Here is a 13,896-nt window from a genome sequence, read left to right on the forward strand (position 1 = left end):
CAGCGGATGGTTAAAGAAGTATCTGCCGGAGGCGTCGTATATAGACGGCGCGAAGGACGATTGGAAATCCAGCTCATCGAAGACAGGTTCGGCAAGATGACGATCGCCAAGGGCAAAATGGAGCCGGGAGAAACGATCGAACAGACGGCGTTGCGCGAAATCGAGGAGGAAACCGGAATCGTCGGCAAGCTGATCGATAAAATTTCGGTTGGCGGCTACGCGTACGAGCACGAGACGCTCGGCAAAGTCGAGAAAACCGTTCATTATTTTCTCGTCGAAGCGCGCGAAGGGGAACATGTCGCCCAAGTCGAAGAGATCGCCGGCGTAGGCTGGTATTCTCCGGATCGCGCCTGGGAACTGCAGCGGTCGAGAGGGTACGACAACAATAACGAGCTTGTGAGAGCGGCGCTAGACAAGCTCGGACACCAAGTTTTACGCTGAAGCGAAGCGGGGCAGGGGGCTTACAGGAGTGACTGAAAGTAGTAATCTTCCGATCTGGCAACCGGGGCAGCCGCTGGCTTCGGTTATCGATTATACGCATTTAGTCGCCGAGTCCGGCTCGAAGGAGCTGCGCGGGCTATGCGACGCCGCGGAGTCCGGGGGTTTCCACAGCGTATGCGTCAACGGCGGATGGGTTCGTCTATGCCGGGAACGTCTAGGCGGAACGAACGTCAAGGTTAGCGCCGTCGTCGGCTATCCGCTGGGGGCTCAGTCAACCCGCGCGAAGGCGTTCGAAGCGGCTGCGGCGCTGGAGGACGGCGCGTCCGAGATCGATATGGTGCTGTCCGTCGGAAAGCTGAGGGACGGGGATATCGAGGCGACGGAACGCGATATATCCGCCGTCGTGCTAGCGGTTCAAGGCGGCGCGCTCGTCAAAGTGATCGTGGAGACGGGGTATTTGACGGAGGAACAAATTCGTATTGCCGGCAAGCTGGCGGCAGCCGCGGGAGCGGATTACGTGCAGACGTCGACGGGTTACGGCGGGAGAGGGGCGACCGTAGCCGACGTGCGGCTGCTGCGGGAAGCGGTCGGCGACGCGATCGGCGTGAAGGCGTCCGGCGGGGTTCGCGACGCTGCCTCCGCGATCGCCTTGTTGAACGCCGGCGCGAATCGGATCGGGACGAGCGCGGGAATGGCGGTCGCCCGAGGAGTGCCTACGCTGCGTTAAGGCGTCATGGACGCGGGCTTCCGCCAGCGCGGCAAGTAGGCGAGCGGCAGTACGACGAGCGAGCATACGACGTTGAAGATCGTCTGGGCGTGCGCGATTTGCGCGGATGGATCGCCAGGCGCGATGGCGGCGGCTGCGGCGTGAAGGGCGCCGATGAGCGGATAGAACAGAAGCGCGCCGGCGCTGTTGAGCGCAAGTTGGGACAGGGCGACGAAGCGGCCGCCCGGGCCGCCGCCCAGCGAGGCGACGAGCCCGGTGAAGCACGTACCGACGTTGGCGCCGAGCGCGATGGCGATGCCGGCTTCGGGCGGGAGCGCGCCTGTTGCGGCGAGTCCCATGCTTAAGGCGATGACGGCGGCGCTCGAGTGGACGAGCGCGGTAAGCGCCGCTCCGCCGAGTACGCCCCATAGCGGATTGGCGGCGGCATGCCGCATGAGGGCGTCGAACGTGCCGCTGTCTTGCAGGGAAGGCCCCATGCTTTGCAGAATTTTAAAGCCGACAAGCAGCAGACCGAAGCCTCCGAAAGCAACGGATACATATCGAAGCAATAGTGCTCGTTTCGTCGGCGCAACGGCGCTGCGCACTTCATACAGGAGCGCTGTGACGAGCCAGCCGGCGACGGCGGCGGCGAGGATCGCGAAACCGAACCGGTGCAGCTTCAGACTCATCAGCTCCGTCGTCAGGCAGGTGCCGACGTTCGTGCCGAGGATGATGCCGAGGCTGCGCGAGAGCGACAGCCATCCGGCGTTCACGAAGCCGATCGTCAAGACGGTTACGGCCGTGCTGCTCTGCAGCAGCGCCGAAGCGATCGTGCCGACGGCGAATCCCCTCAGCGGAGTTGAGGTGGATCGCGCAACCCAAAGGGATAGCCGTTGTCCGGCCCAGCGCTGCAGAGCGACTTCCATTACTTTCATGCCCGATAGCAAGAGAGCGAAGCCGAGCAAGGACGGTATGACGAGATCAAGCCACATAGCGATTATCCCTCCTGCGCATAGCGAGTAGCATGACTAAGCCTTCTAGATGACTATGCGAACGCGGGACAAGTTTATGATCGAACGAGGAGAGCGAAGAACAATGGGAACGATGGCGACGGTATGGCTGAACAAGGGCAGAAGACCCAGAATAGAGGAAGGCCATCCGTGGATTTACGCGAACGAGATCGCCAAGACGGAAGGAGAACCCGAGCCCGGCGGGCTAGTCCAGGTGAAAGACCATCGAGGGTTGCTGCTCGGTACCGGTTACTGGAACCCTGCCTCGCAGATTACGGTAAGGATCGTAGCTTACGGGGAGCTCGAACGGATGGACGAGGCGTTCTTCCGCGCGAGATTTACCCGCGCGCTGGCTCATCGCGACCGCTTCGTAGGCGCGGGCGTTTCCTGCCGCGTCGTATACGGGGAAGCGGATTTCCTCCCGGGCTTGATCGTGGACCGATTCGGCACCGTGCTAGTCGTGCAGGTGCTTACTCTCGGCATGGAGACGGCCAAGGAGGCGTGGCTCCCCGCGCTGATCGAGACGTTAAAGCCGACCGGCGTTTACGAACGCAGCGATGTCGGGGTACGGACGCTCGAAGGCCTCGAGGAGCGTACGGGCGCGCTGTACGGCGAATGTCCGAGACATCTCGAAATCGAGGAGAACGGCCTTAAGGTTCAAGTCGACATCGTCGGCGGACAGAAAACGGGCTACTTCTTCGACCAACGCGAGAATCGCGCATCGATCGCTCCGATCGTTCGCGGCTGGGGCTCACGCAGCGGCATCGAGCTGGAGGAACGGGATGGAGCGCTCGTGCCGGTCAACGCCAAAGGCAACGTCGTCACGTTCCCGTATTGGGACGGGGCGACCGTTCTCGAATGCTTCGCCCATACGGGAAGCTTTACGCTTCACGCATGCAAGTACGGCGCGAAGAAAGTAACCTGCCTCGATATTTCCGAGCACGCGCTCGAGACGGCGAGAATCAACGTGGAGCTGAACGGGTTCACCGATCGCGTCGAGTTCGTCGCGGCGGACGCGTTCGAATATTTGCGCCAGCAGGTGAAGGGACGCGAAGAGCGGGCGGCTCGCGCCGGCGGGGCGAAGGTCGACACGTCCAAACCTCTGACGACGGAAGGACGCACCTGGGACGTCATCATTCTCGATCCTCCGGCGTTCACCAAATCGAAGCGCGCGGTGGAAGCGGCCTGCAGAGGATACAAGGAGATCAACCTTCAGGCGATGAAGCTGCTTAACGAAGGCGGCTATCTCGTCACCGCAAGCTGCTCGTTCCACGTCCGTCCCGATCTTTTCCTGGAGACGATCCAAGATGCCGCCAAAGACGCGGGCAAAATCATTCGCCGGGTCGAATGGAACGGCGCCGGCAAAGACCACCCGCAGCTGGCCGGAGTCGAAGAAGGACACTATCTGAAATTCGCTATCTTCGAGGTGCGTAGCCGCAAGGAGCTATAAGTTAGCGCATTCGACAAACTCGTTAGGAAAGTGTTAGCGATTTTACGACAATGTGTGACATAGCCCACGAACATTCCTAACGCGTTCCGTATATGCTTAGCCTATAAGGTTAAGTGAACGGGGGGAATTTACATGACGCATGACGTGATTCTTTTCGGTAAAAGAGCAGTGCCGCTGGATAACCGGGCGAAAGCGCTGAACAGCAGAAGCCGGTTAACGAACCGCCTTCGCGATTTGTCGGACGACCTCGATTTTCGCCGCCGTTGGAAATATGTTAGCTACATTGAGCTTTGGTCGGACGCGGCTATTTTCCGCTATGAAGACGGCACCAAGTGGTACTTGAACATATCCTAACGATATCCCCGTCGCTCAGGTAAGGCAGCGATATTGTCAGCGATAGCGACACTGACAGCAATAGCGACACTGACAGCGATAGCGACACAGACAGCGACAGCGACACTGACAGCGACACAGACAGCGACAGCGACACAGACAGCGATAGCGACACTGAGCGAAGGGGATACCGATTAAAAGGGCTAATAAATAACAGCCAAACCACAGTTATTTCTTACCATTCCTATCTAAGTGGAAAAATAACAACAAATCGATAGTTATTTTCGAGAGATCGTGCCGGATGGCCGATTTTCGCCCCGAATAACTGCGCATTGTTGTTATTTTTGCGTTTAACGGGACTTACTAGAGAAATAAATGCAAATGGTTGTTATACGGCGACTGACCAGCTGCTCCTCGCCCGCTAAGGCTGCTGCTCCTCGCCCGCTAAGGCTGCTTCGGCTCGCGCGACAGATGCTGGAAACGCCCCGAACGCCTGTGCGCATACCCCCGCTTATGGTACAATAGTCGGAGTTAGTTCGAAGTTCCGACAACCGACGGGCAAGCTATTCCAAGGAGGTGCCGACCATGTCTCTTCGGCTCATTACCGGCCGATCCGGCAGCGGGAAAACGCGGTTCGTGCTGGACGAAATTCGCAGTAAGCTGCAGCAGGATCCGCTCGGCGCACCGCTCATTCTGATCGTGCCCGAGCAGGCGACTTTCCAAGCGGAATACGCGATGGTCACGACGCCGGGATTAGGCGGCTTCATGCGCGCGCAGGTGCTCAGCTTCCGCAGGCTCGCGTTCAGGGTCATGCAGGAGACGGGCGGGGCCGCGGTCATTCCGATTCACGATAACGGCAAAGCGATGCTATTACATAAAATACTAGAGGCGAAAAGAGACGGTTTGAAGCTGTTCCGCGGGGGAGCGACGGAATCCGGTCTTGTCGCCCGGATGAACGAGCTCCTGACGGAGCTGAAGCGGTACGGCACAGGCAGCGCCGAGCTGCTCGGGCGAGCGGAAGCAGAGGCAAGGCTCGCATCGGGGCATGCTCAAGGCTCATTGCTATCTCTAAAGCTGCACGATCTATCGATCGTCTACGAGGAGATGGAGCAAGAGCTTGCGGGACGATGGCTCGACGGTGAGGACATGCTCGGCTGGCTGACGAAAGGCGCGCATGCAGCGCCTTCGCTCGAAGGCGCCGAAATTTGGTTTGACGGCTTCCATGGCTTTACGCCGAACGAGTACGCCGCAATCGAAGCGCTGTTGAAGCGGGTGAACAACCTGTCGGTCACGCTGTGCGTGGACAGGCCGTATCCGGCGGGCGAAAGGCCGGACGAGTTGGCGTCGTTCTATCCTACCGCAGTGACGTCGGCCCTGCTATGCGAGCTCGCCGACGCGGCGGGCGTACGGGTGGCGCCCGCGGTGACGCTGTCGCCGGAAGTATCGCCGAGATTCGCGAATAATCCGATGCTTGCGTTCGTTGACCGCAACTGGGATAACCGCCAACGCTGGCAAGGCGACGCGGCCGTCCTGCATCCGGATCATCCGGATTGCGGGTTGTCCTTGCATGCCGCCGTCAATCGAAGGGCGGAGGTCGAGGCCGTTGCCCGAGATATGCTGAGACGGGTGAGGGAGAAGGGCTGCCGCTGGCGAGAGCTGGCGGTATTCGTACGCCGAATCGGGGATTACTCGGACCTGTTAACGGCGATATTCGGGGAATACGGCATCCCGTTCTATTTGGACGGCAAATCATCGGTTTCTCACCACCCGTTCGTCGAATTCGTCCGATCCGCTTTGGAATGCGTGGCGGGAGGCTGGAAGTCCGAGGCCGTGTTCCGCTGCGCGAAGACGGATCTGCTGGGCGCCGCGGATACGATCGTTACGAGAGACGAAATCGATAGATTGGAAAATTACGCCCTGGCGAAAGGCATCGACGGTTGGCGCTGGCACGACGATCGGGCATGGGTTCCGTTGCATCGCGGCGATATCGAGGAAGAACCCGAGGAGGGCGACCAAGGAGAAGCGATGAGCCGCCTGCTTGCGGTGCGGGACGCGCTATTGCAGCCGCTGGTCGCGCTGGAGAAGCGGATGAAAGCGGCGCACACCGTTCGCGACTTGTGCGAAAGCTTGTACGCTTTCCTCGAGGAGACATGCGCGGCTGATACGTTAGAACGATGGAGCCGCGCGGACGCGGAGAACGGACAACCCGGCCGGACGATGGTGCATCGGCCGCTGTGGGACGGCGTCTTGAATCTATTGGACCAGTTGGTAGAGCTCATGGGCGATCAGCCGAAGGACGTGAACTTGTTCGCGGGCATGATCGACTCCGGCTTGGAGGAGCTGAAGCTCGGCGCGGTTCCTCCGTCGCTCGACGGCGTGCTTATCGGAAGTCCGGAGCGTACGCGTTCGGATCGCGTTCAGATCGTCTATCTGCTAGGCGCCAGCGACGGCGTCATGCCGATGCGCATCGCCGAGAACGGATTGTTGGACGAACAAGAACGCGACCGGTTGGCGGCGGACGGCATCGCGATGGCGCCGGGCGCCCGGAGAAGGCTGCTGGACGAACGTTTTCTCGCCTATCTGACGTTGACGACCGCCTCCAAGCATCTGTGGATCAGTTACCCGCAAGCGGACGAGGAAGGCGCGGCTATTCTGCCATCGTCGTGGATCAAGACGCTGCAGAAGCGGTTCCCCGGCATCCCGGTCGCGCAGATCGCCGCCGAGCCGCATCCCGCCGAACCCGAACAGGAGCAGCTTGCATACGCCGTTCATCCCGGCCGCGCGCTCACGCATTTGATCGCTAGATTAAGAGGCTGGCGGCAAGGCGAGGCGATCGCGCCGGGCTGGTGGGCGGTCTATGAATGGCTGAGAGGACGGGAAGGCTGGCGAGACCGTTTGGCTTCCTTAGTCGGATCTTTGCGCTATACGAACGAAGAAAAGCCGCTTCTGCCGGAGACGAGCCGTCTCTTGTACGGAGATCGGCTGCTGGCGAGCGTCTCCAGGATGGAGCGGTTCGTCGCTTGTCCGTTCCAGCACTTCGCCGCGCATGGCTTACGCCTGAAGGAGCGGCAGCTCTATCGCGTCGATTCGCCGGATATCGGACAGTTGTTCCACGCCGCGCTGAGACAGACGACGGAGAAGCTGTTCGCGGAAGGCGCGGCGGGAATGGACGCGATGCGCTGGCAAGCGGAAGCCGCGGCCGCCGTCGAACGTCTGCTCCCGCGCGTGCAATCGCGCATCCTGTTGTCGTCCGGACGGCATCAGGTGATGGCGCGCAAGCTGAGGGACATCGTCAGCCAAGCATCGGCGATCATCGGCAAGCATGCGGGCCTATCAAGGTTCAAGCCGGTCGGCTTGGAGCTTAGCTTCGGACCGAACGGACTGCTGCCGCCGTTATCGCTGGAGCTGGAACACGGACGTTATATGGACGTCGCCGGCCGGATCGACCGCGTCGACGCCGCGGAATCGGCGGAAGGCTTGCTGCTGCGCATCATGGACTACAAGTCCAGCAACGTGAAGCTGAAGCTCGACGAAGTCGCGCACGGCTTATCGCTGCAGATGCTTACCTATCTCGACGTCGTCGTCTCCCATGCGCCCCACTGGCTAGGGAAACCGGCGAAGCCGGCGGGCGTCCTCTATTTCCACGTGCAGAATCCGCTGATCGTGACGCCGAACGGACTGTCCGCGGAAGAAGCGCGCGAAGCGCTGTTCAGGCAATATCGGATGCAGGGATTGCTGCTGGCCGACGGAGACTCGGTCAAGCTGATGGATGAAACGCTGGGCGGCGCGAGCAAGTCCGCGGTCATCCCGGTCGAATTCAAGAAGGACGGCACGTTCTCGTCCCGATCCCAAGTGGCGGACGAAGGCCAATGGAACGTGCTCCGCGGATCGGTAAGAGCGCAAATTCGCCAGATCGGCAGACGGATCGTAAGCGGAGACGTCGCGATCAAGCCGTATAAGATGGACCGCCGCAGCCCTTGCCAATTCTGCGAATACCGCCCGGTATGCCATATCGACGCGGAAGTGGACGGAAATCCGCATCAGACGTTAACGCGGGCGGTCAATAAGGACGAGCTGTGGCAGCGGATCGCGAAGACGGCCGAGGAAGGGGGAGGTCCGCAATGAGCAAGCAGCTAGATTGGCCTCTTAAACCGGAAGGCAGCCAGTGGACGAACGAACAATGGGCCGCGATCGTAGCGGACGACTCCGACTTGCTCGTCGCCGCGGCTGCGGGCTCGGGCAAGACGGCCGTGCTCGTCGAGCGCATTATCTCGCGGATCGCGGACGAGACGAAGCCGCTCGACGTGGACGCGATGCTCGTCGCTACGTTCACGAAGGCGGCGGCCGCCGAGATGAAGGAGCGCATCCGCCACGCGCTGGACGCGGCGCTCGAGAAGTCGCCGGACTCCAAGCACCTTCGGCGGCAGCTTGCGCTGCTTCCGAGAGCTTCCGTCACGACGCTCCATTCTTTCTGTCAACGGATCATCGAGCAATACGCGCCGCTGATCGATCTCGATCCCGGTTTCCGCATGGCGAACGAGACGGAGTCCGAGCTGTTGCGCATGGACACGCTCGACGAGCTGTTCGAGGAACGTTACGCCGAAGAAGGCGATCAAGGGCCGTTAGCCCTGCTCGCCGACGTATTCGGCGGAGAACGCAGCGACGAACCGCTGCACCGGCTCGTATTGGAGCTTCACGAATTCGCCGGCAGCAACCCTTGGCCGACGCACTGGCTTCGGTCGATGGCAGGGCAATTCCGCGGCGCCGATGCCGGCAGCTTGCCGAGATCGCTATGGGTGAAGAGCTTGATGAGCGATACGATGCTTCAACTGCAGGGCACGATTTATATGCTGCGGTCCGCCTTGCGATTGGCTCAAGAGCCGGGGGGACCTGAGCCTTACATCGATACGATCGTCGCCGAAATCGACGGTCTCGAGAACGTCGCCGACGCCTTCAGAACCGGCGGGTGGCCGGAATGGCAGACGGCCGTCGCGAATATCTCCTTCGGGAGGCTTAAGCCTTGCAAAGGCGACGATTACGACCCGGTCCTGATCGAGCGGACGAAAGGGTTGCGCGACAGCGCCAAAAAGGCGGCCGGGAAGCTGTCGGAGGAATGGCTCGTCCGTTCTCCGGAGCGGTACGCCGAAGAGCTCCGCGCGATTGCGCCGCATATCGAGCAGCTCGCCGAGCTGGCGATCTCCTTCGGCGAGCGGTACGAGCAGGCGAAGCGGGCGAAAGGCCTGCTCGATTTCAGCGATCTGGAGCACTACGCGCTTCGCATCCTGCGCGATCCGTCATCGACGCCGGAGAATAGCGTGCCGTCTCCGGCCGCGCTCCATTTCCGCGATCGGTTCGCCGAAATCTACTTGGACGAGTATCAGGACACGAACGAGGTGCAGGAAGCGATCGTCTCCCTGATCGCGCGCAGCCGCCCCGGCAACGTGTTCATGGTCGGCGACGTGAAGCAGAGCATCTACCGTTTCCGGCTTGCGGAGCCGGGACTTTTCTTGCATAAATACAAAACCTACGACGTACTGACGGCGGAACAAGACGGGTACGGCTTGGCGCCGGCCGAGACGGCCGCGGAAGACGGCGGCGAGGCGGACGGCCTGCGCATCGACTTGGCGAGAAACTTCCGCAGCCGCAGGGAAATCATTCACGCGGTCAACCATGTGTTTCGATTGATCATGCGCGAGCCGGTCGGCGAGATGAATTACGACGACAAGGCCGAGTTGATTTACGGCGAGGGGTATCCGGACATAGTTAACGGAAACGCGGAAACTCCGGCTTCGCCGTACTCGGTCGAAATGATCGTCATCGACTCTGCGAAGCCTTCGGAGGATTCGCAAGAAGGGAGCGATCCCGACAACGCGAACTTCGCTGAGGCAGGAGAAGCGGACGCTTCCCCCGAAGGCGAAGCCGAAGCCGAGGATGCGGAAACCTCTCAGCTTGAAGCCCGTTGCATCGCGGCGGAAATCCGGAAGCTGATGGGCATGGACGGCGACGGGAACGCGCCGCCGTTCGCCGTGTACGAAGGCAAGAGCAAGCTCCATCGTCCCTTGCAGTTCCGCGACATCGTCATCTTGCTTCGCGCGGTCTCTTCGCAGGCGCCGGCGCTGCTCGACGAGCTGAGAGCCGCGGGCATACCCGCCTACGCCGACCTGGCTACCGGCTACTTCGCCGCCACGGAAGTCGACGTCATGTTATCGCTGCTGTCCATTATCGATAACCCGCATCAGGATATTCCGCTGGCCGGCGTGCTTCGTTCGCCGATCGGAGGCTTTAATGCCGAGGAGCTGGCGCTTATTCGGCTCAGCGAGCGCCGCGCGAGCTATTGGGACGCGGCGAACGCCGCCGCAAGGCCGGATGCCTCGGCGGATCGGACGCACCAAGCTCTCGGTCGCAAGTTGTCCGCATTCATCGCCAGACTGAGCGGCTGGCGGGACTTCGCGCGCAGGGAACCGCTTGGCGATCTTCTATGGCTGCTCTACCGCGAGACGGGTTATTACGATTACGTCGGCGGGTTGCCGGGCGGAGGCCAGCGGCAAGCGAACCTTCGGGCGCTCGTGAACCGGGCTGCGCAGTATGAGCAATCCTCGCGCTTCCGCGGCTTGTTCCGCTTCCTTCGCTATCTCGGAAGGATGCGCGACACCGGAGCGGACTTAGGCGCGGCGCGCGCGCTCGGAGAAAGCGAGAACGTCGTGCGCATCGTCTCGATTCATCGCTCCAAAGGGCTCGAGTATCCGGTCGTATTCGCTGCGGGGCTCGGCCGCTCGTTCAATCGCAGAGACTTGAACGGGACGTTCCTGACGCATAAGAAGCTGGGCTTCGGGCCGAGAATGGTGGAGACGAAGACGCGCGTCGCTTATCCGACGCTTCCGCAGCTCGCCATAAGGCGCAAGATGGCCGGAGAGATGCTGGCGGAAGAAATGCGCGTGCTGTACGTGGCGCTTACCAGGCCGAAAGAGAAGCTCTACCTGATCGGAACGAGCAAGGACGCCGCGAAAGCCTGGGAGTCGTGGAGCGAGACGGCGGCGATGGCGACCGATCGGCTGCCCGACTTCGCGGCCGCTTCCGCCACGCGATATTTCGATTGGTTGGGCCCTGCGGCCGTCATCGCAAGCGAGCTCAAAGATCCCGAGCGACGGTGGATCCGTTCGATCGTGCCCGCGTCCGAGTTCACCCGCAGGAAGGAAACCGATTCCGGGGCAACGTCCCGTGAACAACAACGCTTGTGGGAAGCGGTTCTGCAAGCGGGACCGGTGGACGCACCGGCAACGGAACGTTCCGCCGCGGTCGCGAGCGCGCTGTCATGGCAATATCCCGAGCTCGCCGCCGCGCAATCCGCGGCCAAAACCTCGATTACCGCGCTTAAGAATCGCTTGGACGCTGCCCGTCTGCCGTCTGAAGTGGCGCATTCGTCCGACGAAGGCGGGGAAGGAGCCGACGCGGATGACGATTCGCTCCGCCTGTCGGCCGGCGACGAGCCCGACTTGAAGCCTGATCTATCGACCGAACCGTCGCAATCCGCCGCCACGTTCCGGCTTCGCCGTCCGCGCTTCATGTCCGCGCGGCAGCTTACGCCTGCCGAGCGAGGATCGGCGTTCCACTTGGCCATGCAGCATCTGCCGATTCTGCAAGGTACCGATACTCCGCAAATCGTCGCCATGCTCGACCGCCTGGTCGAACGGCGCATATTGTCGCACGAACAACGGCAAGCGATCGACGCCGACGCCGTTGCCGCATTCTGCCGAACGCCGCTGTATGACAGAATGTGTGCGGCGACGAAGGTTTGGCGGGAAGTGCCGTTCACCTGCGGACTTGCGGCCGGAGACGTATATCCGGCGTTGCGCGGGACCGGCCAGGGCGACACCGTCATGATCCAAGGCATCATCGACTGTCTGTTCGCGGATGCCGGCGGGCTCGTCTTGATCGATTACAAGACGGACAGCCTGAAGGGCGGCTCCGCCCCTCAAGCGGCGGAGAAGCACAGGTTTCAGGTCGAACAGTACAGCGAAGCGATCGGGCGAATCGTCGGCCGGGACGTCGCCGAAGCCTACGTCTACTTCTTCGACGGCGGCGAAGCCGTGAGATTGATATAACGATTGGAGGACGTTATGGAAGCCAAACAGAAGAAATCGTACACGGTTCCCGTGTTGCTCGTCTGTGTCGTCATTCTGGCCGTTTTATGCATTTTGTTCTATTCTTCGAGCTTGCTGAACCAGCAGAACGAGAAGTCCGACAGAGGCATGCGGCTATCCGAGAAATACGTGTTCTCGCAAACTTACGCGTCGTTGTTGCGGGAAGGAGCCGAGCAACTGCTTGGAGCGTCCTCGGAGACGGACCGGCTGCAAGCGAAAGAGAAGCTGGGCGAAGCCAGGTTCGCGTCGATGGAAGCGGTCGGTTTGATCGGCGAAGCCCTGCGCATGAGAGAGGGAATGGCGGAGGAAGAGGCGAAGCACGTAAAGGAGCAGCTGCTTGGTGCGCTATGGAGCTCGGACAGTCCGCTTAATACGGTAGGCGAGCACGAGGGCCGGCTAACCGAAACGGAAAGAACGATGCTCGAGAACGTCGCCGTAAGCGCGGCTAAAGCCGAAGGAGCTCTCGGCAAGTTCCGCGCTCCGTCCGGCATCGCCGGGTATCGGATCATGGCCGGAGGCGGGGAGTGGCTGGATACGGTGCTCGAAGCGAAGGCAAGTTTGGATGCGATCGCCGATGCGGTGTCCAAGCCCATTTTGAATCCTTGAGGTAGCCATTCGCCCACCTAGGCATATGCTGAAGGTGATAGAGCCTCAAGGAGGAAAGACGATGATGGAAAAGAAACCTACCGCATCTATGATGATGCCTATGGCTAAGCAAGCACAGACGGGGGTCCTGCCGATCGCCGCGCAGCAGCCGGCAATGATCTCGCAGGCAGCAGCGCCGATGGCGCACAAACCAAACAAAGAAGCGTGCTTATCGTATATGCATCGATACGTGGAAGTGCAGGCGGCTGACGGTTATTGTTACGACGGTATCGTCGAGCATGTCGACGATCAATGGCTATGTCTGGCGGTACCCGGAGCGGTGGACCAGATGCGCGGCTTTTTCCCGGGGCCGTTCTACCCGCCCTTCGCGCCGTTTCGCCCCCGCAGGTTCAACCGGCTCGTGCTGCCGCTTGCCGCGCTGACGGCGTTGACGCTGCTGCCCTATTACTGGTAATTAACGGAGAGCTTGTTGCCTCGCGCGGCGAGCTCTCCGCGTCTTTGTTGGACTCGGACCATTCCGATCAGTTATGATAATGTATATTTCCATATGATCGAGGTGTTCGGTTCATGAGTTGTCTATTTTGCAAAATCATAGAAGGATCGATTCCGTCGCGCAAAGCGTACGAAGACGAGCACATCGTGGCTTTCCACGACATTGCGCCCCAAGCGCCGGTCCATATTCTGGTCATTCCGAAGAAGCATTTCGCCGCGTTGAACGATGCACAGCCGGAAGACATCGAGCTTCTCGGACGCATCCAGCTCGCCGCTCAGCACGTCGCCAAGGAAGCCGGGATCGCGGAAAGCGGATATCGGGTCGTCACGAATAACGGTCCGGATGCGGGACAAGTCGTGTTTCACATTCACTATCACGTGCTCGGCGGAGAGAAGCTGGCGACGCTCGGCGGCAAGGAATAATTACCGGGATTTACGGCGTCGATGAAGTTGACACTGACTTTCCACTTCGCCTATAATGTACTTTGATAACCGTGTGTTGTGGTCTGTTGCGGAGGGAGGGAAAACAGGTGTCCGAAACGAAAGTACGCAAAAATGAAACAATCGACGCTGCACTCCGCCGCTTTAAGCGCTCCATCGCCAAAGACGGCGTTCTCGCGGAAGTGAAGAAACGCAAACACTATGAGAAACCGAGCGTCAAACGGAAGAAAAAATCCGAAGCGGCTCGTAAACGCAAGTTCTAGGAGGAATCCGCAC

Annotated in this window: 11 protein-coding genes; 10 read left to right on the plus strand and 1 reads right to left on the minus strand. The window is 60.7% G+C overall.

From position 1 onward, the window contains the following. Positions 1–6 precede the first annotated feature (6 nt). Complete coding sequence (locus tag COHPA_RS0121815; RefSeq protein WP_027088271.1) at positions 7–441, plus strand: NUDIX hydrolase; 435 nt, start codon at positions 7–9, stop codon at positions 439–441. Positions 442–469: 28 nt separating this feature from the next. After that, positions 470–1,168 (plus strand): deoxyribose-phosphate aldolase, encoded by a 699-nt coding sequence (gene deoC / locus COHPA_RS0121820; RefSeq protein ID WP_027088272.1) that lies wholly within the window; start codon positions 470–472, stop codon positions 1,166–1,168. Here deoC and COHPA_RS0121825 read toward each other — a convergent pair. After that, a complete protein-coding gene (locus tag COHPA_RS0121825) occupies positions 1,165–2,139 on the minus strand; it encodes a Na/Pi cotransporter family protein (protein WP_027088273.1) in 975 nt (324 codons plus the stop codon). The genes deoC and COHPA_RS0121825 overlap by 4 nt on opposite strands. Before the next feature lie 112 nt (positions 2,140–2,251). Between COHPA_RS0121825 and COHPA_RS0121830 the strand changes: the two genes are divergently transcribed. The 8 genes from COHPA_RS0121830 to rpsU all read left to right on the plus strand — a co-directional run bounded on the left by COHPA_RS0121830 (position 2,252) and on the right by rpsU (position 13,883). Next, a complete protein-coding gene (locus COHPA_RS0121830) occupies positions 2,252–3,607 on the plus strand; it encodes a class I SAM-dependent rRNA methyltransferase (protein WP_035121691.1) in 1,356 nt (451 codons plus the stop codon). 132 nt (positions 3,608–3,739) lie between these two features. After that, complete coding sequence (locus COHPA_RS0121835; protein WP_027088275.1) at positions 3,740–3,961, plus strand: hypothetical protein; 222 nt, start codon at positions 3,740–3,742, stop codon at positions 3,959–3,961. Positions 3,962–4,525: 564 nt separating this feature from the next. After that, positions 4,526–8,065, plus strand: a complete 3,540-nt coding sequence (addB, locus tag COHPA_RS0121840; RefSeq protein WP_027088276.1) for a helicase-exonuclease AddAB subunit AddB — start codon at positions 4,526–4,528, stop codon at positions 8,063–8,065. Further along, positions 8,062–12,042 (plus strand): helicase-exonuclease AddAB subunit AddA, encoded by a 3,981-nt coding sequence (gene addA / locus COHPA_RS0121845; RefSeq protein ID WP_027088277.1) that lies wholly within the window; start codon positions 8,062–8,064, stop codon positions 12,040–12,042. The genes addB and addA overlap by 4 nt, the downstream gene beginning before the upstream one ends. Before the next feature lie 15 nt (positions 12,043–12,057). Next, the gene (locus tag COHPA_RS0121850) at positions 12,058–12,687 is read left to right on the plus strand and encodes a hypothetical protein (RefSeq protein ID WP_027088278.1); all 630 of its coding nucleotides are present in this window, start codon (positions 12,058–12,060) and stop codon (positions 12,685–12,687) included. A gap of 61 nt (positions 12,688–12,748) precedes the next feature. Further along, entirely contained in the window at positions 12,749–13,141 is a 393-nt protein-coding gene (locus tag COHPA_RS23985; protein WP_027088279.1) for a hypothetical protein, read from the plus strand. Between the two features lie 113 nt (positions 13,142–13,254). Continuing rightward, the gene (locus COHPA_RS0121860) at positions 13,255–13,602 is read left to right on the plus strand and encodes a histidine triad nucleotide-binding protein (protein WP_027088280.1); all 348 of its coding nucleotides are present in this window, start codon (positions 13,255–13,257) and stop codon (positions 13,600–13,602) included. A 107-nt stretch (positions 13,603–13,709) separates the two neighbouring features. Continuing rightward, the gene (rpsU, locus tag COHPA_RS0121865) at positions 13,710–13,883 is read left to right on the plus strand and encodes a 30S ribosomal protein S21 (RefSeq protein WP_005547957.1); all 174 of its coding nucleotides are present in this window, start codon (positions 13,710–13,712) and stop codon (positions 13,881–13,883) included. Positions 13,884–13,896 lie beyond the last annotated feature (13 nt).

This window comes from Cohnella panacarvi Gsoil 349, assembly GCF_000515335.1.
In the GTDB taxonomy this organism is placed as follows: Bacteria; Bacillota; Bacilli; order Paenibacillales; family Paenibacillaceae; genus Cohnella; species Cohnella panacarvi.